General features: G+C 72.8%; 21 protein-coding genes. 14 read left to right on the forward strand and 7 right to left on the reverse strand.

Going from position 1 to position 21,224, the window contains the following annotated elements; translation table 11 throughout:
• Positions 1 to 18: 18 nt before the first annotated feature.
• The 4 genes from FGD68_RS10175 to FGD68_RS10190 are packed head-to-tail and all read right to left on the reverse strand — an operon-like array spanning position 19 to position 3,355.
• Positions 19 to 843 (reverse strand): hypothetical protein, encoded by an 825-nt coding sequence (locus FGD68_RS10175; RefSeq protein ID WP_104236785.1) that lies wholly within the window; start codon positions 841 to 843, stop codon positions 19 to 21.
• A 59-nt stretch (positions 844 to 902) separates the two neighbouring features.
• Positions 903 to 1,688 carry a hypothetical protein gene (locus tag FGD68_RS10180; RefSeq protein ID WP_119372252.1) on the reverse strand — a complete coding sequence of 262 codons (786 nt, stop codon included), beginning with the start codon at positions 1,686 to 1,688 and terminating at the stop codon, positions 903 to 905.
• A gap of 36 nt (positions 1,689 to 1,724) precedes the next feature.
• The gene (locus FGD68_RS10185) at positions 1,725 to 2,525 is read right to left on the reverse strand and encodes a hypothetical protein (RefSeq protein WP_119372258.1); all 801 of its coding nucleotides are present in this window, start codon (positions 2,523 to 2,525) and stop codon (positions 1,725 to 1,727) included.
• Between the two features lie 56 nt (positions 2,526 to 2,581).
• A complete protein-coding gene (locus FGD68_RS10190; protein WP_104236783.1) occupies positions 2,582 to 3,355 on the reverse strand; it encodes a hypothetical protein in 774 nt (257 codons plus the stop codon).
• A 392-nt stretch (positions 3,356 to 3,747) separates the two neighbouring features.
• On the opposite strand from FGD68_RS10190, the gene FGD68_RS10195 reads away from it, so the two are divergent.
• Positions 3,748 to 4,401 carry a DUF1990 family protein gene (locus FGD68_RS10195; protein ID WP_119372251.1) on the forward strand — a complete coding sequence of 218 codons (654 nt, stop codon included), beginning with the start codon at positions 3,748 to 3,750 and terminating at the stop codon, positions 4,399 to 4,401.
• A gap of 22 nt (positions 4,402 to 4,423) precedes the next feature.
• Here FGD68_RS10195 and FGD68_RS10200 read toward each other — a convergent pair whose 3' ends face one another.
• The gene (locus FGD68_RS10200) at positions 4,424 to 5,125 is read right to left on the reverse strand and encodes an HAD family hydrolase (protein ID WP_119372250.1); all 702 of its coding nucleotides are present in this window, start codon (positions 5,123 to 5,125) and stop codon (positions 4,424 to 4,426) included.
• Between the two features lie 79 nt (positions 5,126 to 5,204).
• Between FGD68_RS10200 and hemW the strand changes: the two genes are divergently transcribed.
• Positions 5,205 to 6,428, forward strand: coding sequence for a radical SAM family heme chaperone HemW (gene hemW / locus FGD68_RS10205; RefSeq protein WP_104236780.1), 1,224 nt, complete (start codon positions 5,205 to 5,207; stop codon positions 6,426 to 6,428).
• A 19-nt stretch (positions 6,429 to 6,447) separates the two neighbouring features.
• On the opposite strand, the gene FGD68_RS10210 is transcribed toward hemW, so the two are convergent.
• Positions 6,448 to 6,861: a VOC family protein gene (locus tag FGD68_RS10210; protein ID WP_104236779.1), complete on the reverse strand. Its 414-nt coding sequence runs from the start codon at positions 6,859 to 6,861 to the stop codon at positions 6,448 to 6,450.
• Between the two features lie 10 nt (positions 6,862 to 6,871).
• On the reverse strand, positions 6,872 to 7,267 hold the full coding sequence (locus tag FGD68_RS10215) for a DUF4870 domain-containing protein (protein ID WP_119372249.1): 396 nt from the start codon (positions 7,265 to 7,267) through the stop codon (positions 6,872 to 6,874).
• A gap of 186 nt (positions 7,268 to 7,453) precedes the next feature.
• Between FGD68_RS10215 and hrcA the strand changes: the two genes are divergently transcribed.
• The 12 genes from hrcA (at position 7,454) to FGD68_RS10275 (ending at position 21,097) form a co-directional block, all read left to right on the forward strand.
• Positions 7,454 to 8,476, forward strand: a complete 1,023-nt coding sequence (hrcA, locus tag FGD68_RS10220) for a heat-inducible transcriptional repressor HrcA (RefSeq protein ID WP_104236777.1) — start codon at positions 7,454 to 7,456, stop codon at positions 8,474 to 8,476.
• A gap of 60 nt (positions 8,477 to 8,536) precedes the next feature.
• Positions 8,537 to 9,652, forward strand: a complete 1,116-nt coding sequence (gene dnaJ / locus FGD68_RS10225; protein WP_104236776.1) for a molecular chaperone DnaJ — start codon at positions 8,537 to 8,539, stop codon at positions 9,650 to 9,652.
• 2 nt (positions 9,653 to 9,654) lie between these two features.
• A complete protein-coding gene (locus FGD68_RS10230) occupies positions 9,655 to 10,413 on the forward strand; it encodes a 16S rRNA (uracil(1498)-N(3))-methyltransferase (protein WP_119372248.1) in 759 nt (252 codons plus the stop codon).
• Positions 10,414 to 10,441: 28 nt separating this feature from the next.
• A complete protein-coding gene (locus FGD68_RS10235) occupies positions 10,442 to 10,798 on the forward strand; it encodes a histidine triad nucleotide-binding protein (RefSeq protein ID WP_119372247.1) in 357 nt (118 codons plus the stop codon).
• Entirely contained in the window at positions 10,785 to 11,834 is a 1,050-nt protein-coding gene (locus tag FGD68_RS10240) for a PhoH family protein (RefSeq protein WP_119372246.1), read from the forward strand. The genes FGD68_RS10235 and FGD68_RS10240 overlap by 14 nt, the downstream gene beginning before the upstream one ends.
• Positions 11,831 to 12,292 carry an rRNA maturation RNase YbeY gene (ybeY, locus tag FGD68_RS10245; protein ID WP_119372245.1) on the forward strand — a complete coding sequence of 154 codons (462 nt, stop codon included), beginning with the start codon at positions 11,831 to 11,833 and terminating at the stop codon, positions 12,290 to 12,292. Before FGD68_RS10240 ends, ybeY begins: the two co-directional genes overlap by 4 nt.
• Before the next feature lie 8 nt (positions 12,293 to 12,300).
• Positions 12,301 to 13,623 (forward strand): hemolysin family protein, encoded by a 1,323-nt coding sequence (locus FGD68_RS10250; RefSeq protein ID WP_119372244.1) that lies wholly within the window; start codon positions 12,301 to 12,303, stop codon positions 13,621 to 13,623.
• Positions 13,616 to 14,683 (forward strand): GTPase Era, encoded by a 1,068-nt coding sequence (gene era, locus FGD68_RS10255; RefSeq protein WP_182480869.1) that lies wholly within the window; start codon positions 13,616 to 13,618, stop codon positions 14,681 to 14,683. The genes FGD68_RS10250 and era overlap by 8 nt, the downstream gene beginning before the upstream one ends.
• Positions 14,684 to 14,791: 108 nt before the next feature.
• Complete coding sequence (locus FGD68_RS10260; RefSeq protein ID WP_237609423.1) at positions 14,792 to 16,300, forward strand: sensor histidine kinase; 1,509 nt, start codon at positions 14,792 to 14,794, stop codon at positions 16,298 to 16,300.
• Positions 16,301 to 16,353: 53 nt separating this feature from the next.
• Complete coding sequence (locus tag FGD68_RS10265) at positions 16,354 to 17,040, forward strand: response regulator (RefSeq protein ID WP_012038260.1); 687 nt, start codon at positions 16,354 to 16,356, stop codon at positions 17,038 to 17,040.
• Between the two features lie 80 nt (positions 17,041 to 17,120).
• Positions 17,121 to 18,524: an alpha/beta hydrolase gene (locus tag FGD68_RS10270; protein WP_104236772.1), complete on the forward strand. Its 1,404-nt coding sequence runs from the start codon at positions 17,121 to 17,123 to the stop codon at positions 18,522 to 18,524.
• Positions 18,521 to 21,097, forward strand: coding sequence for a bifunctional lysylphosphatidylglycerol flippase/synthetase MprF (locus tag FGD68_RS10275; protein WP_119373093.1), 2,577 nt, complete (start codon positions 18,521 to 18,523; stop codon positions 21,095 to 21,097). The genes FGD68_RS10270 and FGD68_RS10275 overlap by 4 nt, the downstream gene beginning before the upstream one ends.
• Positions 21,098 to 21,224 lie beyond the last annotated feature (127 nt).

Raw genomic sequence — 21,224 nt, forward strand, 5'->3', positions numbered from 1 at the left:
GCGTCCAGTGGCGGATGATCAGCAGCGGGCGGGAGCCGGCCGGCCAGCGGTGACCCACTGCGAGTAGGTCATCTTCATGCCGTCCGGCGCCGCGTATCCGCGGTAGGTGATGTCGGACGATCCGGCGGCCTGGCAGTAGCGGTCGCCGGGGAACGACGCCACGACCTGCGGCGTCGGGAACGCGAAGGCGGCCCACTCGTCGTACGTCAGCACGTCGCCGCTCGCGTTGTCCGGGATCTCCCACACGATCGCCGGGCTCCACGCCAGCTTCCGCATGTACATGTCGGCGAAGGGGTAGTTGTCCGCGACGGTCTCCGTCAGCTCGGGGGAACCGAGCCGGACGTACTCGGCGTAGGTCAGCTTGTGCGTGGTCGACAACGGCCCGCCGTCGCGCAGGAGCAGATCCGTGTCCACGAACACCTCCGGGGAGGAGCCGAATCGGAACGCGTAGCCGGACTCCGGCAGGGAGTTCGTGACGGGTCGCGGAGAGCCGACCCGCTGCCACTCGGCGAAGGTGAGGCGCGTCGCCTCGGGACGGTCGTCGTCTCCGAACCGGAGGTCCGCGAGCACGTCCGCGGACCAGGAGTACCCGTGGTACGACACCCCGGCGGGACGCGGCGCCGGGAATCCGTCCCCCTGCCACTGCGCGTAGGTGGCCGTGGTGATGAAGGTCTGGTTCTGGTCCGTGAGCGCCTCGACGCGCACGAGATCGGCGCGGAACGGCAGCGAGTAGTACGTGACGGTGCTCGTGTCGTCGACGGCGCCGCTGGCGGGAGCAGCTGCGGCGGCACCCCCGACGAGCAGTGTGCCGACGAGGGCGAGGGCAGCGAGTGGTCGGTGCATGGTGCGGGCTCCTTCGGGAGGCGTCGGATGGGAGGGACGGAGAAGAGCAGGCGCCGCGGTCAGCAACGTGCAGGAGGAGGGGACCCGGCGTCACGCCACTGGCCGAAGCTCAGCTGCGCGCCGCGAGGAGCGGCATCCCCGAAGTAGTGGATGTCCGCGGAGCCCGGCGCCTGGCAGAAGCGGTCTCCCGGGAACGACGCCACGACCTGCGGTGCCGGACGGGCGTAGTAGTCCCACACGGCGAAGTCCATGACGCCGACCTCGCCCGTGAAGTCCTTCGGTCCGACGATGGCGGGGTACCACGCGAGCTTCCGGAACTCGGTCTCCAGGACGCGGTCCACGGGCGGAGAGCCGATGCTCGCGTACTCCCGGTAGGTGAGCTTGTGGAAGCCCGGCTCGTCGGTGAACGAGGCGCCCTCGATGACGAAGAGCTCGTCGGATCCGTCGTATCGGATGACCTCGTGCTGGTAGGCGAGCTGGTCGCTGCGTGGTGCCGGCTGGCCCGCGTGCGTCCACCGGTCGAAGTCGAGCATGCGCGTGGAGGTGAAGGGGCCGAACGTCTCGTCCGCCCAGATCGTGGGCTCCCACGTGTAGCCGATGTAGGCGACCTTCGCGGGGACGGGCGTCGGGAACCCGTCGGCCCGCCACTCGTCGAACGTGGCGCCGTAGGAGTCGAGCGAGGTGTCGCCCGGCCGGACGGCCATGAGCCGGTCGTCGAACGGGTTCGAGTAGTACACGACGGTGCCGGTGGTCGCCGCGGTGGCTGAGGCCGACGGGAGGGCCACGATCGTGCCGCCGAGCAGCAGTGCCGCTGCGGTGACGAGGGCGGGGAGTGAACGGTTCATGGTCTGGCTCTCTAGGGGTTCGCGGTGGGAAGGGGATCAGCAGCGGGTGGGGGCCGGTGAGCCGGCCTCGAGCCACTGGCCGTACGAGAGCTTCACGCCCTGCGGGGCGGCGATGCCGACGTAGCGGATGTCGGCGGAACCCGCGGCCTTGCAGAAGCGGTCGCCGTCGAACGACTTCACGATCTGCGGGGTCGGCTTGCCCCAGTACTCCCACGTCCAGAAGTCGATCGCCACGACCTCGTAGGAGGGCACGGTCGGTCCCACGATCGCCGGGAGCCAGGAGAGCTTGCGGAAGCCGCCCTCACGCACGTCCGAGGACGGGTAGCCCAGTGCCGCGTACTCGGCGAAGGTCAGCTTGTGGTTGACCGGGACGTCGTCCCCGAAGCTGAAGACGAAGACGAAGAGCTCGTCCGAGTACGAGTACTTGAAGACGCCGGCGTTGACGGGCAGCACGTTCTTCGTCGGCTTCGGCGAGCCCGCGGCGCTCCACTGCGAGTACGTCAGGCCGAGCGTCGATGCAGCCCCCGGCTCCGTCTGGATGTCGGCGTAGACGTCGTCCGTCCAGGTGAAGCCGCGGTAGGAGATGGTCGCCGCGACGGGCTGCGGGAAGCCGTCGGCCTTCCAGTCGGCGAAGTACGCCGGCGTGGCGTACTTCTCGCCCCCGGTCGCATCGGTGACGTAGAGGTCGCCGTTGAACGGGACCGAGTAATAGGTGCTGTGCTTGGGCGCGGCCTGTGCGGGGGCGGCGACGAGCGCTCCACCCAGGGCGAGGGCGCCTGCGAGGACGAGGGCGGGGATCGAGCGGTTCACGGTGGCCTTCCGAGGCGATGGGGTCATGGGGTGGGAGGTGGAGAAGAGGAGGGCGGGCAGCCGGTCGGCTGCCCGCCCGGGGATCAGCAGCGTGCGGGAGCGGGGAAGCCGGCCTCGCGCCACTGCGCGTAGCTGAGCTTCGCGCCCTTCGGCGCGGCGATGCCGACGTAGCGGATGTCGGCGGAGCCCGCGGCCTTGCAGAACCTGTCGCCGTCGAACGACTTCACGATCTGCGGGGTGGGACGGGCGAAGTAGTCCCACTCGTCGAGCGTCAGCGCGGCGACCTCGCCGGTCTGCGGGGTCGGGCCGACGATCGCGGGGAACCACGCCAGCTTGCTGAAGACCGAGTCGGACACCTGGTCGACCGCGGGGGAGCCGAGGTGCGCCCACTCGCGGTAGGTCAGCTTGTGGAGTCCGGGATCCTCCTCGAGGTACGTCCCCTCCACGAGGTACAGCTCGTCGGAGTAGGCGTACTTGATGACCGCCGCCTCCGCCGTCAGGGTGTCGTCGGAGGGCTTGGGGGAGCCGACGCTCGCGTACTGGTCGTACGTCAGGCGGAGCGTCGTGGCCGCGCCCTCGAGGACGACGTCCGCGTAGACGGCCGGCGACCACGTGTACTTGTGGTAATCGACCTCGGCGGCGACCGGACGCGGGAAGCCCGCGGCAGCCCACTCGTCGTAGGTCACGTACTCGACCTCGAAGCCGTCGGCGCCCTCGACGTCACGGAACAGCGTCTGGTCGAACGGGACGGAGTACACGGTGCCGTCGCCGGGGGTCGCCTGCGCCGGTGTGGCGACGAGGGCGCTGCCGAGCACGAGGGCTCCGGCGATGACGAGGGCGGGAGTGGAGCGGTTCACGATGGCCTTCCGATGGTCGACGCGGTGGTCGAGAGGTGCGGGGAGTGGATGCGGAGGTACGACGGATCGCGACGTGGACGGCGCCCGGACCGCGATGCGGACCGGGACGAGTGCACCCGAGATGACGTTCCCCTGAGCCGGTCGGACCGGCCTTGGCTGAAACGTATCGGCCGGAGGAGACGCTCAGGAGAGCCCCGGGTCACGGACGGATAACGCTTCTGACCAGCACTACAGCGCCGGGATGAGGGCGACCCGTCGCGCGTCATCCGGACGGATGACAGGGGCGCCGAACGGACCCCAGAGCGGGGGTGACGCGGCTTCGAGGCGCAGCGGGCGCCCTCGTCTCGGGCCCGCGCCGGAGCCTCGCAGCCCCACGCCGTAGTCTGATCCGCATGCGCCGCAGCACCTACACCGCGACCGCCGTCACCTACGGCTCCGTCGGCGGCACCCAGGCCGTCGACCTCATGACCTACCCGCCGGAGGGGTACCGTCCCGCGGAGGCCAGCGCCCGGCTCGGCAGCGGCGACGAGCGCTTCGAGCAGGCCGTCGCCCTCCTCATGACGTGGGGCGTGCAGCGCGGCAGCGGGATCGAGGTCACCCGCATCGAGCAGGAGGTCCCCGACGACCCCGGCTACCAGGGGCTGGAGTTCGACGAGGACGGGGTGCCCCAGGTGCCCGTCGACCGACCGCGGGAGACGCTGTACGGCGACGACGGCACCGCGTGGATCACGTCGGGCACCTCGGCGGTGCTCCGGATGCCGTTCGGCCCGTTCCATCCCGAGGCGCCGGTCCGCGTCGTGTACACCGTGCAGGAGACCGACCGCGTCGGCTTCGCCTACGGCACGGTGCACGGTCACCCGCTGAGCGGCGAGGAGGCGTTCCTCGTCTCCCGGGAGCCCGACGGCAGCGTCTGGCTCACCCTCCGCGTCTTCTCGCGACCCGCGTCCTGGCCGATGCGCCTGGCGAGCCCGGTCCTGCGCATCGTGCAGGGCGTGTTCATGCGCCGGTACCTGCGGTCGCTGCACCCGTCGGTCGCGTCCGCCTGATCCGCTGAGCGGCCGAGCCGCGTCAGCGCGCGGCGAGCCCGTCCAGGTACGCCATGACCTCGTCGTGGCCTGCCGCGAGATCGGGGACCACGACGGCCGCATGCGCATCCGGCGACCGCAGCTGCTCGACGTCGTACGCGCCGGTGGCGACGGCCACGAACGGGAAGCCGGCCGACTCGGCCGCGACGCCGTCGGCGGGCGTGTCGCCGATGATCACGACGGTCGCCCCGGCCAGCGCCTCCGCGGCGCGGCGCGTGAGGTCGCTGCGGATCCTGGCCTCGTGCCCGAAGAACGACGCGTCCCAGTCGAAGAGGTCGACGTCGAGCCCCGCACCGTCGAGCTTGTAGCGCGCGCGGAGCGGCGAGTTGCCGGTGAGCAGCGCGTTCACCCAGCCGCGACCGGCGACGTCCGCAACGAGCCGCGGCACGCCGACCGGCACCTCGCGCCGACCCGCGCCGTAGTGCTCGACGCGCGACATCCCCTCGAGCTGCTCCCGGACGGCCGCGTGCAGCGACTCCGGCAGGCCGTAGAGGTCGAGGGTCTCCCAGATGATCTGGCCGTCCGTCTTGCCGTGCGCGTGCACGGTGCGGTCCTGGAGCTGGTCGCCCGCGGCGAGCTCGATCGCACGGTGGTACATGCTGCCGGCGCGCGGGCCGTTGAGGAGGAGCGTGCCGTCGACGTCCCAGAGGACGTGCAGGGGCCGGGGGGATGGGGCGTCGGTCATGCCCCCATCCTGCCGGAGGACGAGGCGCACCCCGACGGCCGCGGACCCGGGCGCCTCCCGACCGGGGGATGATGGACGGATGCCGTCCGCCCTGCCCCTCGCCGATCCCGCCCCCGCCGACGGCCTGCTCCCCGCCTCCGCGTCGGTCGACGCGGAGACCCGCGCGTTCGGCGTCTACCTGCACGTCCCGTTCTGCCGCGTCCGCTGCGGCTACTGCGACTTCAACACCTACACGGCGCCCGAGCTCCGCGGCGTGAGGCAGTCCGACTACGCGTCGCAGGCCGTGCAGGAGGTGCGCTTCGCCGGATCCGCCCTCCACGACTCCGGCGTCCCCGTCCGGCCCGCGTCCACCGTCTTCCTCGGCGGCGGCACGCCGACGCTCCTCCCCGTGGAGGACCTCGTCCGGATGCTCGACGCCGTGCGCGAGACCTTCGGGCTCGCCGAGGGCGCGGAGGTCACGACGGAGGCGAACCCCGACAGCGTCGACGACGCGTACCTCGCGGCCCTCGCCGCGGGTGGGTTCACGCGCGTGTCCTTCGGCATGCAGTCCGCCGTGCCGCGCGTGCTCGCCACGCTCGAGCGCACGCACGACCCTGCGCGCATAGCGCCCGTCGTCCGCGGCGCCCGGGCCGCCGGCCTCGAGGTCAGCCTCGACCTCATCTACGGGACGCCGGGGGAGACCATCGACGACTGGCGCGCCTCGCTCGAGCAGGCCATCGGCGAGGCGCCCGACCACCTCTCCGCCTACGCGCTCATCGTCGAGCCGGGGACGAAGCTCGCGCGGCAGATCCGCCGCGGCGAGGTGCCCGAGCCCGACGAGGACCTCCAGGCCGACATGTACGAGCTCGCCGACCGCATGCTGGGCGAGGCCGGTTACGAGTGGTACGAGGTGAGCAACTGGGCGCGCGACGGCCGGCGCAGCCGCCACAACCTCGCCTACTGGCAGGGCCACGACTGGTGGGGCGTGGGGCCGGGCGCGCATAGCCACGTGGGCGGCGTCCGCTGGTGGAACGTCAAGCACCCGGCCGCGTACGCCGACCGGGTGCTCGCGGGCGCGTCGCCCGGCGCGGGTCGCGAATCGCTAGATGACGCGACGCGCGAGGTGGAGCGCGTGCTCCTCGGCGCCCGCATCCGCGACGGCCTGGACATCCCGACGCTCACGGCCGAGGGCCGCCGCCAGGTGGCGGGGCTCATCGCCGACGGCCTGGTGGATCCGCGCGCCGCCCTCTCCGGCACCCTCGTGCTCACGCTGCAGGGGCGCCTGCTGGCCGACGCCGTCGTGCGGCGGCTGCTCGAGGACTAGGCGGCGGCCCGGCCGGTCGTCAGAGGACGACCGCGCCCACCACGTCGCCGGCCTCGCGCTCGGCGTCGCTGCGCTCCACGCAGAACTCGTTGCCCTCGGGATCCGCGAGCACGACCCAGCCGCTGCCGTCCGCGTTCCGCCGGTCGGCCACGAGCGCGGCTCCCAGCGCCAGAACGCGGTCGACCTCCTCGTCGCGCGTGCGGTCGTCGGGCGCGAGGTCGAGGTGCACGCGGTTCTTGCCGGCTTTCGGCGCGTCCGCGCGCTGCAGGATGATGCCCAGGCCGGAGACCGGGTCGCCCAGCCACGCGGCGTCCTGACCTGGGAGGTTCGGTTCGTCCGGATCCTCCGCGAAGCCCGTCACGCCGGCCCAGAAGAGGGAGAGCGCGTGCGGGTCGAGGCAGTCGATCGCGACGTGCCGGATCCTCGCGCTCACGGGCGTCCGCCTACTTGATCCACCGGATGTTGAGCGGGTAGCGGTAGGGCCGGCCAGCCTGCACGCGTGTGCCGCCGATGATCGCGAAGACGATGTTGACCACGACCACCGCGAAGATCCCGAGGCCGAGGAGCAGGCCGATGATCAGCCCGAGGATCGGGATGACCCCGAAGACCACCTGCAGCACGTTGAGGATGACGAGCGCGCCCGCGACGTTGATGGTCCAGTTGGTCGCCTCCTTGCCCTCCTGGTCGGTGAACCGGCCGCGCTCGCGGAACACGAGCCAGACGATGAACGACGGCACGATGAGGATCGCGAGGAAGTGCGTGAGGGACGCCCAGAGGCGGTCCTCGCTCGGGGTGAGCGGAGCGGGCGCGCCGTACGGGTGCGGATCGGGTGCGGACATCGCGGGGAGCCTCTCGGTGCCACGCGACGGCCGGGGACCGGCGGACGCGAGCGGATGGTGGGTGGGCCGGGCGACGCCTGGCCCTTCCACGCTACCGCCGACGACGCGCGACCGGCAACGCCGACCACCGCCGCAGCCGCGGTACGATTGGCAGTCAGAACCGACGAGTGCCAGGAGGGAGCCGCCATGGTCTCGGAACGCGGGCTCGACGTCCTCCGGGTGATCGTGCAGGACTACGTGTCCTCTCGGGAGCCCGTGGGCTCCAAGTCCATCGTGGAGCGCCACGCATTCGGCGTCTCGGCCGCCACCATCCGCAACGACATGGCCCTCCTCGAGGAGGAGGAGCTGATCGCCGCGCCGCACACGTCGTCCGGTCGCGTGCCGACCGACAAGGGGTACCGCGTCTTCGTCGACCAGCTGGCCGACGTGCGTCCGCTCACGCCCGCACAACGCCAGGCCATCCACGTGTTCCTCGGCGAGTCGGTCGACCTCGACGACGTCCTCGCGCGCACCGTGCGCCTCCTCGCGCAGCTCACCAACCAGGTCGCGCTCGTGCAGTACCCGTCGCTCGCCACGAGCCACGTGAAGCACGTCGAGCTCGTGGCGCTGTCCACCACGCGCGTGCTCACCGTGCTCATCACCGACACGGGCCGCGTCGAGCAGCGCGTCGTCGAGCTCGCGGGCGACCCGGACGACGCCTTCCTCGCGGTCATGCGCACGCGGATCAACCAGGCCGTCGGCGGTCTCGGCCTCGCCGAGGCGGCCACCCGGCTCGAGACGCTGTCCGACGAGGTAGGACCGGCCCAGCGCGCCGCGGCCTCCGTGCTCGCGGGCACGCTCGTCGAGCAGGTGCTCGCCAACCGGCAGGAGCGGCTGCTGCTCGCCGGATCCGCCAACCTCGCCCGCACCGAGCGCGACTTCCCCGGCAGCATCTCGCCCGTCCTCGAGGCCATCGAGGAGCAGGTGGTGCTCCTGCGCCTGCTCGGCGAGATGGAGGCCGACCAGCACGGAGTCTCGGTGAGCATCGGCCGGGAGAACGCCCCGTTCGGGCTCGGCGAGACGAGCGTGCTCACCAGCGGCTACAGCTCGTCCGGCGGGGTGCTCGCGCGCCTCGGCGTGCTGGGGCCGACCCGCATGGACTACTCCACCAACATGGCGTCGGTGCGCGCGGTCGCGCGCTACCTCTCGCGCCTGCTCGAGGAGCGGTGACCGCCGCCTGCCGGCGCACCGCCCCCAGTTCCCACGACCATCACCACCGAAGGGCCCGACGTGGCTGACCACTACGAAGTACTCGGCGTGAGCCGCGAGGCGACGCCAGAGGAGATCAAGAAGGCGTACCGCAAGCAGGCGCGCCAGCTCCACCCGGACGTCAACGACGCCCCCGACGCGGCCGAGCGGTTCAAGCTCGTCACGCACGCGTACGACGTGCTGTCGGACCCGCAGCAGCGCCAGCAGTACGACCTCGGCCCGCAGGCCGGGTTCGGCGGCCAGGGAGGCCAGGGCTTCGGCGGGTTCGGCGACATCTTCGAGACGTTCTTCGGCGGCCAGCAGGGCGGCGGCGGACGCGGCCCGCGCTCCCGCCAGGAGCGCGGCCAGGACGCGCTGCTGCGCGTGGAGGTCGAGCTCGAGGAGGTCATCTTCGGCGTGCACCGCGACCTCGAGGTCGACACGGCCGTCGTCTGCGACACGTGCCACGGATCCTGCGCCCAGCCCGGCACGAGCGCCGTCACCTGCGACATCTGCCGCGGATCCGGGAGCATCCAGCGCCAGGTGCGCTCGCTCCTCGGCAACGTGATGACCTCGAGCCCCTGCGGCACCTGCCGCGGCTACGGCACCGTCATCCCGCACCCGTGCCCCACCTGCCAGGGCCAGGGCCGCGTCCGCGCGCGCCGCACCGTGCCGGTGGACATCCCGGCCGGCGTCGACACGGGCCTCCGCCTCCAGATGCCGGGCTCCGGCGAGGTCGGACCCGCTGGCGGCCCCAACGGCGACCTCTACCTCGAGATCAAGGTCAAGCACCACGAGGTCTTCAGCCGCAACGGCGACGACCTGCTCGCCACGGTCGAGGTGAGCATGGTCGACGCGATCCTCGGCAGCGACGCCCACATCGAGGCGCTCGACGGCGACGTCGACCTGGAGCTGCGGCCCGGGATCCAGAGCGCCGAGATCATCACGGTGCGCGGACGCGGCGTAACGAAGCTCCGCGGCTCCGGTCGGGGTGACCTCAAGATCGGGATCCAGGTGGTCACGCCGCAGAAGCTCGACCACAAGGAGCGCGACCTCATCCAGCAGTTCGCGCGCCGCAACAAGGCGCCCGCGCCGCACCTCGCCCACTTCCAGCAGGGCCTGTTCCAGAAGCTCCGCGACCGCTTCCTCAACGTCTGACCGTGGCGCACTTCTACCTGGCAGACGACATCGGCGCGTCCGACCTCGCGGTCGGACGCCTGCTCGTGCTCGCCGGGCAGGAGGCCAGGCACGCCGTGACGGTGAGCCGCGTGCGCGCCGGCGAGGGGATCCTCGTCGGGGACGGGCGCGGCACCATCGCCTCCGGCACGGTCACGTCGGCCGAGCCGCAGCGCCTGGAGCTCCGCGTCGACTCCGTCGGGGCGCACCCCGAGCCGACTCCGCGCGTGGTCCTCGTGCAGGCCCTCGCGAAGGGGGACCGCGACGAGCTCGCCGTGCAGGCGGCCACCGAGCTGGGCGTCGACGCGGTCATCCCGTGGCAGGCGCAGCGCTCCGTCTCCCGGTGGGAGGGCCAGAAGGTCGCGAAGGGGCGGGATCGCTGGCGCGCGATCGTGCGCGAGGCCGTGAAGCAGTCCATCCGGCCCCGCGTGCCCGAGGTCGAGGCGCTCGCGACGACGAAGGACCTCGTGCGCATGGCCGCGACCGCGCGCGTGCTCGTGCTCGACCCGACGGCCGACACGCGGCTGTCGCGGCTCGACCTGGCGACGGCCGACGGCGACGCGGGTCCCGCGACCGACGTGCTGCTCGTGGTCGGACCCGAGGGCGGCATCGCCCCCGCGGAGGTCGAGGCGCTCCGCCAGGCGGGGGCCATCCCGGTCGCGCTCGGCTCGGGGATCCTCCGCACGTCGACCGCGGGGCCCGCCGCTCTCGCGCTCGTCAACGCCGCGCTCGGGCGCTGGTGACGTCGCGGGTCCCGCGTAGGCTGGGCGCATGACCAGCAGCGCAGAGCCCACCGTCTTCGAGCGCATCGTCGCGCGCGAGATCCCGGCCGGGATCGTCGCGGAGACCGACCGCGTCATCGCCTTCGAGGACATCGCGCCCAAGGCCCCCGTGCACGTCCTCGTGGTGCCCAAGACGGCCGCGTACCGCGACGTCGTCGAGCTCGCCGCGGGCGACCCGGCGCTCCTCGCGGAGGTCGTCGAGGTCGCGTCGCGCATCGCCGCCGAGCGCACGGGCGGCCAGTTCCGCCTCCTCTTCAACACGGGGGCGGACGCCGGCCAGACCGTCTTCCACGTGCACGCGCACGTGCTCGCCGGCTTCGACCAGGGGGACCATGTCGGGCTCTGACCCGCGGGGCGGCGCATCCACGGCGGATGACCGCGTCGAGCAGACGGCGACGATGGACGGCGTGCTCATGGTGCGCCTCCTGGGGCCGCAGGACCGGCTGCTCCGGCAGATCGAGCGCGAGCACCCGGACGTCGACGTCCGGGTCCGCGGCAACGAGATCACGCTCGTCGGCACCCGGGCGGACGTGGCAGCGGCCCGTCGGCTCATCGACGAGGTCGTGGCGATGGTGGAGGACGGACAGCACGTGGAACCCCAGGAGATCGAGACGAGCGCACGCCGGCTCGGCGAGGACGACGCGCGGACCCTGTCCGACGTGCTGAGCGAGGCCATCGTGCAGTCGCGCGGCCGCACGGTCCGGCCGAAGACCGAGGGCCAGAAGCGATACGTGCAGGCGATCGACGAGAGCACGATCGTGTTCGGCATCGGCCCCGCGGGCACCGGCAAGACGTACCTCGCCATGGCGAAGGCCGTCCAGGCGCTGCAGCGCAAGGAGGTCGAGCGGATCATCCTCACGCGTCCGGCCGTCGAGGCGGGGGAGCGGCTCGGCTACCTGCCCGGCTCGCTCACCGACAAGATCGACCCGTACCTGCGCCCGCTGTTCGACGCGCTCAACGAGATGATGGATCCGGAGCTCGTCCCGAAGCTCATGGCCTCGAACACCATCGAGGTCGCTCCGCTCGCCTACATGCGCGGCCGCACGCTCAACAACGCGTTCGTCGTGCTCGACGAGGCGCAGAACACCACGCCGGAGCAGATGAAGATGTTCCTCACGCGCCTCGGCTTCGGCTCGAAGATGGTGGTCACGGGCGACATCACGCAGGTCGACCTGCCCACCGGGTCGAGCGGCCTCCAGCTCGTCACGCGGGTGCTCGAGGGGATGGACGACATCCACTTCTCCCGCCTCACGAGCGACGACGTCGTGCGGCACACCCTGGTCGGCCGCATCGTGGACGCGTACACGCGCTACGACGCGGAGCGCCAGGCCGCCGACCACATCCGCGCCGAGCGCCGATCGACCCCCGGGAGCACCCGATGAGCATCGAGATCAACAACGAGTCGGCCATCGAGGTCGACGAGCCGCTCATCCAGCGGCTCGCCACGTACGCGCTCGACACCCTGCACGTGCACCCCGACGCGGAGCTGGCCATCGTGATGGTGGACGAGGGCGCGATGGAGCAGCTGCACGTGCAGTGGATGGACGAGCCGGGGCCCACCGACGTCCTGAGCTTCCCGATGGACGAGCTGCGCCCCGGGACCGAGGATCGGCCGACGCCCGCGGGCCTCCTCGGCGACATCGTGGTGTGCCCTCAGGTGGCGGCCGAGCAGGCGGTGACGGCGGGGCACTCCGCGATGGAGGAGATCCTGCTGCTCACGGCGCACGGCATCCTGCACCTGCTGGGCTTCGACCACGCCGAGCCCGACGAGGAGCGCGAGATGTTCGGGCTCCAGCGCGACATCCTCATCGGGTTCGCCATGAGCGAGCGCGGGCGCTGACCGCCTCGATGCTCGCCCTCCTCCTCCCCGCCTTCCTCCTCGTCGTCCTCGGCGGCCTCTTCGCCGCCGCCGAGTCCGCCATCTCGTCGCTGTCCCGCGCGGACATCCAGGAGCTCGCGGCCACCGCGCGCGCCCGCCGCGCGCTGCTCGCCATCTCCACCGACACCGGCGCGTACATCAACGCGCTCGGCTTCGTGCGGATCATCGCCGAGACCGGCGCCGCGGTGCTCGTCACGCTCGCGCTGGCCTCCACGATCGACGAGTGGTGGATCACGCTGCTGGTCGCCGCCGCGATCATGACGGCCGTCTCCTTCGTGCTCGTCGGCGCGAGCCCGCGCTCGGTCGGCCGCGTCCACGCCCGCCCGCTGCTCGCGTGGACCGCGCTGCTGGTGCGCGTGATCCGCGTGGCCATCGGGCCCGTCGCCGACGCGCTCGTGGCCCTCGGCAACCGGGTCACGCCTGGCCGCCCGAAGACCGTCGCGACGTTCACGAGCGAGGAGCAGCTGCTCAGCATGGTCGACGAGGCCACCGAGCTCGAGGTGCTCGAGGAGGACGACAGGGAGCTCATCCACTCCATCTTCGAGTTCAACGACACGGTCGTGCGCGAGGTGATGATCCCGCGCACCGACATGGTGGTCGTGGAGCAGACCGCGCACGTCGGCTCCGCGCTCGGCCTCTTCCTCTCCCGCGGCATCTCGCGGGCGCCGGTGACGGGACGCGACTCCGACGAGATCGAGGGCGTCCTGTACCTCCGCGACCTCGCGCGCATGGTCTACGAGCGGCCACAGGAGGCGGAGCGCACCACGGTCGACCATCTCGCGCGCCCCGCGGTCTTCGTGCCCGAGTCGCAGAAGGCCGACGCGCTGCTCCGGCAGATGCAGCTCGAGTCCAACCACCTCGCCATGGTCGTCGACGAGTACGGCGGCATCGCCGGGCTCGTCACGCTCGAGGACCTCATCGAGGAGCTCGTGGGCGACATCAGCGACGAGTACGACCGCGACGTGCCCGAGTTCGAGGACCTCGGGGACGGCGTGTACCGTGTGAGCGCCCGGCTGCCGATCGACGAGCTGGGCGACCTGTTCGGGCTCGAGCTCGACGACGACGACGTGGACAGCGCCGGCGGCCTCCTCGCCAAGACCCTGGGGCGCCTGCCCGAGCGCGGATCCGTCGTGCGCGTCGGCGGGCTGGTCCTCACGGCCGACCGGGTCGAGGGGCGCCGCACGCGCATCAGCACGATCCTCGTCGAGCGCGACCGCGCCGACGACCCCGACGACGACCACGAGGCGGCCCCCACGGGCGCCGCCGCCAGCAGAGGACACGACCATGACTGATCCCCGCGACGACGCGACACCCGTCGAGGAGACGGCGGCGGACGGGACGCCCGCCGCCGGGATGGCCCCAGACGAGACGGTCGCCGAGCCCGCCCCGCTGTCCGACGAGGCCTGGGGCATCGACCGCGCCGCGGAGCCGTCGCGCGCGAAGCGCAAGCCGCGCGGGGGAGCGCCCGCCTACCGCGCGGGCTTCGTCTCGTTCGTCGGCCGCCCGAACGTGGGGAAGTCCACGCTCACGAACGCGCTGGTGGGGGAGAAGGTCGCCATCACGAGCTCCAAGCCGCAGACGACGCGCAAGGCCATCCGCGGGATCGTGCACCGGCCGGACGGGCAGCTCATCCTCGTCGACACCCCCGGGATCCACCGCCCGCGCACGCTCCTCGGCGAGCGGCTGAACGCGCTCGTGCAGACCACGCTCGGCGACGTGGACGTCATCGGGCTGTGCATCCCCGCGGACGAGCGGATCGGCCCGGGCGACCGCTTCATCAACGAGCAGCTCGACGAGTACCCGCGCGCCCGCAAGATCGCGATCGTCACGAAGACCGACTCCGCGTCGCGCCATGCGGTCGCCGAGCAGCTCCTCGCCGTGCAGGAGCTGCGCGACTGGGACGCGATCGTGCCCGTCTCCGCCGTCGAGGCGATCCAGCTCGACGCGCTCGTGGGCGAGCTGCTCAAGGCGCTGCCGGTGTCCGAGCAGCTCTACCCGTCCGACGCCGTCACCGAGGAGGGGCTCGAGGCGCGCATCTCGGAGCTGATCCGCGAGGCCGCGCTCGAGGGTGTCCAGGACGAGCTGCCGCACTCGCTCGCCGTCACGATCGACGACATGATCCAGCGCGAGGACAAGGAGCTCCTCGAGATCTACGCGAACCTCTTCGTAGAGCGCGACAGCCAGAAGGGCATCGTCATCGGCGCGCAGGGGTCCCGGCTCAAGCACGTCGGGCAGGTGGCGCGCGCGCAGATCGAGCCGCTCGTGGGCACGCGCGTGTTCCTGTCGCTGCGGGTGAAGATCGCCAAGGACTGGCAGCGCGACCCGAAGCTGCTCGGCCGCCTCGGCTTCTGATCCGCGTCGGCAGCGCCCGTACATCCCGCGGATGAGATCCGGGCGCCTCCGCGGGGATCATCGGCCGCCACGGGCTCGGCGGGCGTGCGCGGCACGTACGGTGGTCGCATGCTCCGACGGATCCCGAGGTACCAGCTCGTCCTCGACGTCGTCCTCGCGGCGGCGTTCGTCGCCATCCTCTCTCCCGGGTCGATCGGCGTCGCGGCCGCGAGCGCGTTCGGGGTCTTCTCCTTCGCGACCTCCGAGGTCTCGCTCGTCCTCGTGCTCCTCATGGGCGCGGCCCTCGCCGTCCGGCGGCTCGCGCCCGGGCTCTCGCTCGCCGTGGCGTGGGCGGGCGCGATCATCCAGATGGGAGCCGGAGCCGCGGTCGAGCCCGGCGACATCGCCATCGCCTTCGTCGTCTACTGCACCGCGGCGTACGGCGGCCGCGTCGTCCGGTCGCTGGGCCTCGCCTCCGCCATCGTCGGCGGCGTGGTCGCGGCCTCCTACCTGTCATACGCCTCGGGCCGCGTCCCCATCGGCAGCCAGGCGTTCAGCACGGGGGAGTGGACCGCATTCGCGACCCTGTTCCTGTTCCTGCTCCTGTGCGCGTGGAGCGTGCTGCTGGCGTCGTGGACGGCCGGACGCCTCGTGGTCGCGTCCCGCGCGTCGCACGCGAGCCGGGACGCCCAAGAGGCCGCCGAGCGCGACCAGGCCCGTGCGCTGCAGGACGTCGTCGTCGAGCAGGAGCGCAACCGCATCGCCCGGGACATGCACGACGTCGTCGCCCACTCGCTGGCCGTCGTGATCGCGCAGGCCGACGGCGCGCGCTACGCCCGGCTGGTGGATCCGGAGGCGGCGGACGAGGCGCTGCGCACCATCTCCACCACCGCGAGGCAGGCGCTCGGCGACGTGCGGATCCTCCTGGCGCAGCTCCGGCACAGCGAGGACGACGCCCCGCAGCCCGAGCTCAAGGAGCTGAGCGACCTCATCGACCAGATGCGCTCCACGGGCCTCACCATCGAGTTCGTGGAGACGGGCCAGCCCGGCGCATTCGGCACGGGGCAGCAGCTCGCCGTCTACCGGATCGTGCAGGAGGCCCTCACCAACGTGCTGCGCCATGGCGATGTCGGGCATCCCGTCGAGGTCGAGCTCGCCTGGGAGCCGGACGGCGTCTCGGTGTCGGTGCGGAGCCGGACGCTCCCGGACCCGGTGCGCCCCGCCCGCACCACGACGGGCATCATCGCCCTCCCCGTGCTGCCGCCCGCGCCCGCGACGCCCGCGCAGCCGGTCGGCCACGGCCTGGCCGGGATGCGCGAGCGCGCGACGCTCTCCGGCGGCCGCTTCTCGGCGGGTGTCCGCGACGGCGTCTGGACCGTGTCCGCGTGGATTCCGTTCGCGCCCGCGACCCGCCCCGTGCCCCGCGTGCCCGTCGCCGGCGCGTCCGTCGGCACGGGAGCGGACGCGCCCAGCCGCCCCCTGACCCTCGACGAGCTGTTCCCGCCGGAGGCCGCGGCCGCGGGTACGGCGACGCCCGGGGCTCCCGCCGCGCATGTCAGCCCGCACCGCACCGCCGCCGCCCGCGGGGCAGCCGCCGCGGCACGCCGCGCGCGCGACGACCGGCCAGCCGGATCCTGACCCGCCGCGCGCCGCGATACCCTCCCCACGCCGACCTCGATCGAAGGACACCCGTGCCCACCCCACCCATCCGCGTCGCCCTGGTCGACGACCAGGCCCTGTTCCGCACGGGCGTCCGCATGCTCATCTCCTCCCAGCCCGACCTGGAGTTCGCCGGCGAGGCCGCCAACGGCCAGGAGGCCGTGGAGCTCGCGCGCGCCGAGCGCCCCGACGTGATCCTCATGGACATCCGCATGCCGGTCATGGACGGGATCCAGGCCACGGCCGAGGTCCTGCGGGCGGCGGACGCGCGCGGCGAGCGCCCGCCGCGCGTCCTCGTGCTCACCACGTTCGACCTCGACGAGAGCGCCGCGCGCGCCATCCGGGCCGGCGCGAGCGGCTTCGTCCTCAAGGACGCCGACCCCGAGTTCCTGCTCGCCGCGATCCGCACCGTCCACGCGGGCAACTCCGTCATCGCGGCGTCGGCCACGCGCCAGCTGCTCGAGCACTTCGACCCGGGATCCCGGCCGCGGGTCGCGCCGCCCGCGTTCATGTCGCTCACCTCGCGCGAGCGGGAGATATTCGTCCTCGCGGCGCGCGGCCTCAGCAACGCGGAGATCGCGCAGGCGGAGTTCCTCAGCGAGGCGACGGTGAAGACGCACGTGAGCCGCATCCTCGCGAAGCTCAGCCTCCGCGATCGCGTCCAGCTCGTGGTCTTCGCCTTCGAGCACCGGCTGAACGGATCCCCGACCCAGGGCTAGCCGCTCCCCGCGTCACCCTGCTCGCTCAGGATCGCGTGGGCTAGATTCGACCGCCTTCGTTCCCGCCCCAGAGGACCACCTTGCTCCACGATCTCGCCGACCTCCCGATCATCTCGGCCTCGTTCGTGACCGCGTCGACGGTGCTCCCGCTCGTGGCCCTCGCCCTCCTGCTCCTCGTCGCGCGGCGGGCCCGGATGCGGACCGGGGCGCGCGCTGCGTCGCCGACCAGGTCAGCGGTCGCGATCCTGATCGGCGCGTTCGTCGGAGCACTCGCCGGCCTCGCCCTCGCGTGGGTCCTCGGCGACCTCCTCGACCTCTTCGGGGTGATCCTCTCGGTCCCCACGCGCGTCTGGACGGCGCTCGGCGGGCTGGGGCTCGGCGTGGCCGCGGTCGTGGTCGCCCGGAGCCGGAGCGCCGTCACGGGCGTCGGCGGCCACGGCGCGCCACCCCGCCGGCTGCGCATGCTGCACACCGGGCTCGCGGTGCTGATCGCCCCGCTCGTCGTCTTCGCCGCCGCGATCGGGATCAACGCCGATCTCCAGGAGTACCCCAACATCGCGGCCGCGTTCGGCATCTCGCGGATCAGCCCGCTCGACGTCTCCACCCTCCCCGCCCCCGATGCCGCGGGCCCCTCGGACGGCACGGACTCCACGACGCCGGTCTCGGAGACCTGGCGGGCGTCGGAGAACCTGCCCTCCCGCGGCCGCGTCGGCAGCGTCACCATCCCGGGGACCCAGTCGGGCTTCGTCGCGCGCGACGCCCTCGTGTACCTGCCCCCGGCCGCGCTGGTGTCCGACGCGCCCGACCTGCCCGTCGTCGTGGCCATGTCCGGCCAGCCCGGTTCCCCGCTCGACCTGATCGCATCCGGGCGGGTGGACACGGTCCTCGACAAGTACGCCGCCGAGAACGGCGGCCTGGCGCCCATCGTGGTCATCCCGGACCAGCTCGGCGCCCAGGACGCGAACCCCATGTGCGTGGACTCCCCGCTCGGCAACACGTCGACGTACCTCACGGCCGACGTGCCGGCCTGGATCACCGCCCACCTCCGCGTCCTCTCCGGCGCCGACCACTGGGCGATCCTCGGCTTCTCCCAGGGCGGCACCTGCGCCGCGCAGATCGGCTCGGCACGCCCGGACCTCTTCGGGACCATCGTCGACATCTCGGGCGAGGTCGCCCCGACACGCGGAGGCGACACCGTCGCCGCCGCGTTCGGCGGATCGCAGGCGAGGTACGCGGCGGCATTCCCCGCGGCGATCATGGAATCCCGTGCGCCCTATCCCGACACCGCGGCGTTCTTCTGCGTGGGCGAGGTCGACCAGCAGTACCGTCCCGAGGTGGAGCAGGTCGAGGCGGCGGCGAAGGCGGCGGGGATGGACACGAGTATGAGCACGGCGGCCGGACGCGCCCACGACTGGGGCGCCGTCAACACGTGCGTCCACGACATCGTCCCGGCGCTCAGCACGCGGCTGGGGCTCACCCCGTGACCGCGCGCCCCCGCATCCTCACGCTGCAGGGCGCCGCCCGCGCCCTCCTGTCGCGACTCGTCGCCCAGCCCGTGACCCTCGGCATCGCCGCGCTCATCCTCCTGCTCGCCGTGCTGCCCGCCGTCTCCGCGACGTGGCGGCGGGTCGTCCACCACGAGCTGGCTACCGGATACGTGGCGGTCGTCGAGCGCGGCCACTGGTGGACCACCGCCACGGCGGCCTTCCTCACCGACGGCCCCGTGGAGCTCGTCGTCTCGCTCCTCGCCGTGCTGGTGCTCGTCGGCGTCGCGGAGCACCTCATGGGCTGGTGGCGCACGCTCCTCGGGTTCGTGCTCACCGGCACCGTCGGCTCTCTCCTCGGCATCGCCGTCCAGGCGCTGGGGCTCGTGGACGGCGAGCTGTGGTCGCACGGCGTCCGCGGCATCGCGACGGCGGATCCGCTCACGGCGGTCGCAGGCGTGCTCGCGCTCTCGAGCGCGTGGGCAGGCGTCCTGTGGCGGCGGCGCATCCGGGTGGTGCTCGTCGTCGTGGTGCTCGTGTTCCTGCTCTACTCGGGCCAGCCGAGCGACCTCTACCGGCTCCTCGCGATCCTGGTCGGCGGCGTCGTCGGCGCGCTGCTGCACCGGCCGGCCGGGGGAGCCCTGTGGCAGCGCAGCTCCCACCACGAGGTGCGCGTGATCCTCGCGGCGGTCGTGGCGATCCTCGGCACCGGCCCCGCGATCGCCCTGCTGTCCCGCAGCCGCTACGGCCCGCTCGCCCCCATCGCGCTGCTGTTCGTCGACGACCGGGTGCCGGGCGACGCGATCTCCACCCGCTGCCTGTCGAGCGACTTCACGCACGACTGCCTGCAGGAGATCATGCTGGCGCGCATCGGCGGCGGTGTGGGTCCCATCCTCCTGTCGGTGGCGCCGCTGCTCGCCCTGCTGGTCGCCGCGTACGGCCTGGCGCGCGGGCGTCGCTTCGCCGTGTGGCTGGCCGTCAGCGTCAACGTGCTGCTCGCCGTGCTCTCCGCCTACGCGTTCGGGATGCTGGTGCACCGCGACATGGTGTCGCCGCGCCTGTCCGCGTCCCCGTCCGCGCACCCGGAGGCGGTGGCCGCGCTCGTCGCGTCGGTGGCGCTGCCGCTCGGCAGCGCCATCATCCTCGTGCTCCTGCGCCGGCACTTCACCATCCTCTCGACGGCCCCCGCGATCCGGCGCTTCCTCGTGACGACGGGCGTCGCCCTGGCCGGCCTCATGGCGCTGTTCGTGGCCACGGGGCTCGCGCTCTCCGACGCCTTCACGCGGCCGGTGGACCTCAACGACCTGCTGGCCGAGGCGCCCGACCGCTTCATCCCGGCGTCGTTCCTCCGCGGCGAGTCGCTCGACTTCCTGCCGACCGACCCGATCACCGACGTCGTCTACCGCGGTGTCGGGCCGGCCTTCTGGATCATCCTGGTGATCGCGAGCCTGCGCGCCATCGCCGACGTCCGCATCGCGGCCGTGCCCCGGGCGCAGGCCCGCGTCACGCCTGCCCTCCGCCGCGGGGCGATCGGCTCGCTGTCCCACATGGCGACGTGGCCGGGCAACTCGTACTGGATCGCGGCGGACGGGCAGACGGTCGTCGCCTACCGCGTGGTCGGCAGCGTCGCGATCACCACGGCCGCGCCGCTCGGACCGCCCGAGGACGACCGCGCCCTCCGCGACGTCCTCGGCCAGTTCGCGCGCTTCGCCGACGACAACGGGTGGACGCCCGTCTTCTACAGCGTCCCCGCGTCGATGACGCCGCTTTTCCGCGAGATGGGCTGGGAGACGCTGGTCGTCGCCGAGGAGACCGTCGTCCGCCCGGGCACGTGGCAGACCACGGGCAAGAAGTGGCAGGACGTGCGCACGTCCATCAACCGGGCGGATCGCGCGGGCATCCGGGCGGAGTGGACCACCTGGGCGGAGCTGCCCCTCGCCTGGGCCAGCCAGATCGAGCAGATGTCCGAGGAGTGGGTCGCGGAGAAGGAGCTGCCCGAGATGGGCTTCACCCTCGGCGGCGTGGAGGAGCTCCGGGATCCCGCCGTGCGGCTGATGCTCGCGATCGACGCGGACGACCACGTCCAGGCCGCCACGAGCTGGCTGCCGACCTGGCGTGACGGCGAGGTGATCGGCTGGACGCTCGACTTCATGCGCCGCCGCCCCGACGGGATCAACGGCGTGATGGAGTTCCTCATCGCCCGCTCGGCCATGCGGATGAAGGAGGACGGCATCGAGTTCATGAGCCTGTCCGCCGCGCCGCTCGCGCAGACGCGGGCGGCTTCGACCTCGGCCTCGGCCTCCGGCGGGCAGGCGGACGCCGGCACCGGCGCGGAGCCGCAGGAGAGCGCGGTCGAGCGGATCCTCGAGTTCCTCGCCGACTCGCTGGAGCCGGTCTACGGCTTCCGGTCGCTGCTGGAGTTCAAGCGCAAGTTCCAGCCCGAGCTCGTGCCGCTGATCATGGCCTACCCGGACGCGACCGCCCTGCCGACCGTGGGCCTCGCGCTCACGCGCGCGTACCTGCCGTCGACGTCGGTGCGCGACCTGACGCGCGTGCTCCGCTCCGCGCGGTGAGCGCCGTCCGTCGGCCGCCGCGGGTGCGGAGCCACGCGGCGCCGGTGTACCGTGGTCGCATGCAGTCCGGCCGCCTCCTCCTTAGTCGCCGCGGCGAGGCCTGATCCGGCCCTCCTCGTCGCGGAGT

The organism is Clavibacter californiensis, assembly GCF_021952865.1.
GTDB classification, from domain to species: domain Bacteria; phylum Actinomycetota; class Actinomycetes; order Actinomycetales; family Microbacteriaceae; genus Clavibacter; species Clavibacter californiensis.